This window comes from Desulfovibrio sp., assembly GCF_035644575.1.
Classification (GTDB): domain Bacteria; phylum Desulfobacterota; class Desulfovibrionia; order Desulfovibrionales; family Desulfovibrionaceae; genus Desulfovibrio.
The window spans coordinates 1-2,546 of sequence record NZ_DASQOG010000139.1 but is presented as its reverse complement, the minus strand read 5'-3'; the positions used below and the strand labels follow the sequence as shown (position 1 = coordinate 2,546).

Genomic DNA, 2,546 nt, shown 5'->3' with positions numbered 1-2,546 from the left:
CCAGTCAGTATCGAGCATGTCCTCAAAACAGGCCCATCCCTGGCCCTGCATTTCAGGAATATCGTCAATGTCGCGCATGGCGAACTGTTTCAGTTTGTCCAGTATCTGCGGCCAGAGCGTGGCCGGAACAGGATCAAGAATGCGGAACCGTGTAAAGCTGCAAGAGCTGTTGGCAAAGCCCATGGAAACTCCTTGCTGAAAACCTGTGTTGGCAGTGTTGTACGTCAGAGCCGCTTCGGGAGCAAGTGCAAGGCTGGCCCCTGGTTTTGCGCCGTTCAAGAGGTCAATGCTGGCGCAGCAGTGAATCTTTTGGATGCGCCGTTCCAGCCATATTGGGGTGAGCAGCCTGGCAGAAATTCATGAGCGGCAATCGGGGGCTTCTATATATAAGGAAAGGATCAAATGATTGCGGAAAACTGAATGCGTGGACTGGGCCAATCCGAATTCTCAAAATTCATGGAACGGTGTGGAAATTTCATGATGGCTGTTCATTTTCAGTGCTCAGTCTTGTTGACTGTGGATGGTTTGGCAGTGGTGCCGCCAGTGAGATTCTAAGCGTGTTTTCGTCCCCGTTTCGAATCCCGTTTCACCCTGCGCACAGTATTTATAAATGTCCCATAATGATAATTATGTAAACTTTTGAAGATTGGAAGCCGTTGAAATGCTAGGTCAGCCATGCATGCGCCCCTTGCTTGCCCTTGACGGCATGCCCCACTTCACGCACCATGAGCGCATCTTGCCAAGGAGAATCACCGTGCCGCCCAAACATTCCGGCAATGCCGGATCATCCGCCAGAAACCGCAGCAAAAACAGTTCGTCCGCCAGCTCTCACAAAAAGGAACAGTCTGCGGGCGAACACAAGAATCATGCCCCTCGTTCTGATAGCTGGTCTGCCAATGGGCCAAATGGCCGTTCTGATTCACGGTCAGGTTCGCGGGCAGATACGCAGCTGAACGCCCGCGATGCTCGAGGCGATTTTTCGCAACGCAAACCCGCGCAGCCCCAGGCAGTCAAATCTGACGCCGATCTTTCTGCATGTCCAGCTGCGCCCTCCAAGCCTCAGCCTGCTGCTGACGCTAATGCCGCTGAAGGTATACGCCTTAACAAGGCCATAGCCGCAACGGGTCTTTGCTCGCGCCGTAAGGCAGACGAGCTTATTCTTGCCGGGCGCGTCAGTGTTGACGGCAAGCCGGAGCCCAACCCCGGGCGTCAGGTGCTGCCCTTTGAGAGTATTGCTGTTGATGGCCGCGTGTTGTCGGCCCCGCAGTCCTATACCTATCTCATGCTCAACAAACCGGTGCATGTGGTCTGCACCGTGAGCGACCCGGAAGGCAGGCCCACTGTGCTGGATTGTCTTGCGCCTGAATACAAGGCGCTCAGACTGTATCCTGTTGGCAGGCTTGACTATTTTTCTGAAGGCTTGCTGCTGCTGACCAATGATGGCCAGCTGGCCCAGCGCCTCACCCATCCCCGGCATCACCAGCCCAAGACTTACGAGGTGCTTGTGCGCGGCACTGCTCCTGAAGGGGCGCTCAAGACCATGCGGCGCGGCATGCACCTTGCCGAAGGTGAAGATATTATGCCTGTGGACGTGATTGCCCAGCAAGTTGCTGGCAATACCCAGTTGCAAATGGTGCTGCGCCAGGGGCTGAACCGCCAGATTCGCCGTATGTGCCGCGATCTGGGGTTGACCATCCTGCGCCTGTGCCGCGTTGCTCAGGGCTCATTGCGCCTTGGGGATCTGGCCAGCGGCAAAGCCCGGCCTCTTACGGATGCAGAGGTTGCCCGCCTGCGTGAAAGCGCCGACTTGCCCGCCACACGGTAGGCCTTTGCTGGCAATCTGCCTATCGGCAGCCAGTACAGCCTCTTTGGCAAGACCATATCTTTAAAGAAGTGCAGACAAAAAGCGCAGCCGCAGTGCCGGATATCCGGCCATTGCAGCTGCGCTTTGCTGATTAAAGAGCAATTACCTTTATATTGGAATCGTAAAAAAAATGCCGCGCGCTACGCGCGCATAGCAAAGAAAGCTTACCTGTGCTTATCAGGCATCGCCTTTCAGCAAGTGCTCGAGAAAGTCGATGGCATCCTTTTGCAAAGCTTGCAGGTGGTCTTCTCCCTTGAAGCTTTCCGTATACACTTTGCAGATAGCTTCCGTACCAGAGGGGCGCACAGCAAACCAGCCGTCGTCGCTGACCACCTTAACACCGCCGATGGCGGCATCGTTACCGGGCGCGCGGGTAAGCACATTGGTAACAGGCGAGCCAGCCAGAGTTTTAAGCCTCACGCTTTCAGGCGTCAGCGCCGCAAGCTTTGCGCGCACGTTGTCGTCCGCCGGAGCATCAAGCCGCTGGTAGGCGGGCGCACCAAGGCGCTCGGTCAGTTTGGTGTAGAGCTGATCGGGTGATGACTGCTCCACCGCCATCATTTCAGCCGCCAGCAGGCACATGAGGGGGCCGTCCTTGTCTGTGCTCCAGGGCGTGCCGTCAAAGCACAGGAAGGAAGCGCCCGCGCTTTCCTCGCAGCCAAAGCCGCAGCGCCCATTGAGC

Annotated in this window: 1 protein-coding gene and 2 pseudogenes; 1 reads left to right on the top strand and 2 read right to left on the bottom strand. The window is 56.4% G+C overall.

Features of this window, described 5'->3' with window-relative positions:
• A pseudogene (locus tag VEZ52_RS07960) lies at positions 1-183 on the bottom strand (hypothetical protein); the annotation flags it as partial.
• A gap of 478 nt (positions 184-661) precedes the next feature.
• Between VEZ52_RS07960 and VEZ52_RS07955 the strand changes: the two are divergent.
• Positions 662-1,825, top strand: a complete 1,164-nt coding sequence (locus VEZ52_RS07955) for a pseudouridine synthase (RefSeq protein ID WP_324836353.1) — start codon at positions 662-664, stop codon at positions 1,823-1,825.
• A 216-nt stretch (positions 1,826-2,041) separates the two neighbouring features.
• Here VEZ52_RS07955 and VEZ52_RS07950 read toward each other — a convergent pair.
• Positions 2,042-2,546: pseudogene (locus VEZ52_RS07950) on the bottom strand (alpha-D-glucose phosphate-specific phosphoglucomutase); the annotation flags it as partial.

Coding starts and splice junctions, on each gene's coding strand:
- VEZ52_RS07955 (WP_324836353.1), top strand. CDS start 662: ATGCTAGGTCAGCCATGCATGCGCCCCTTGCTTGCCCTTGACGGCATG.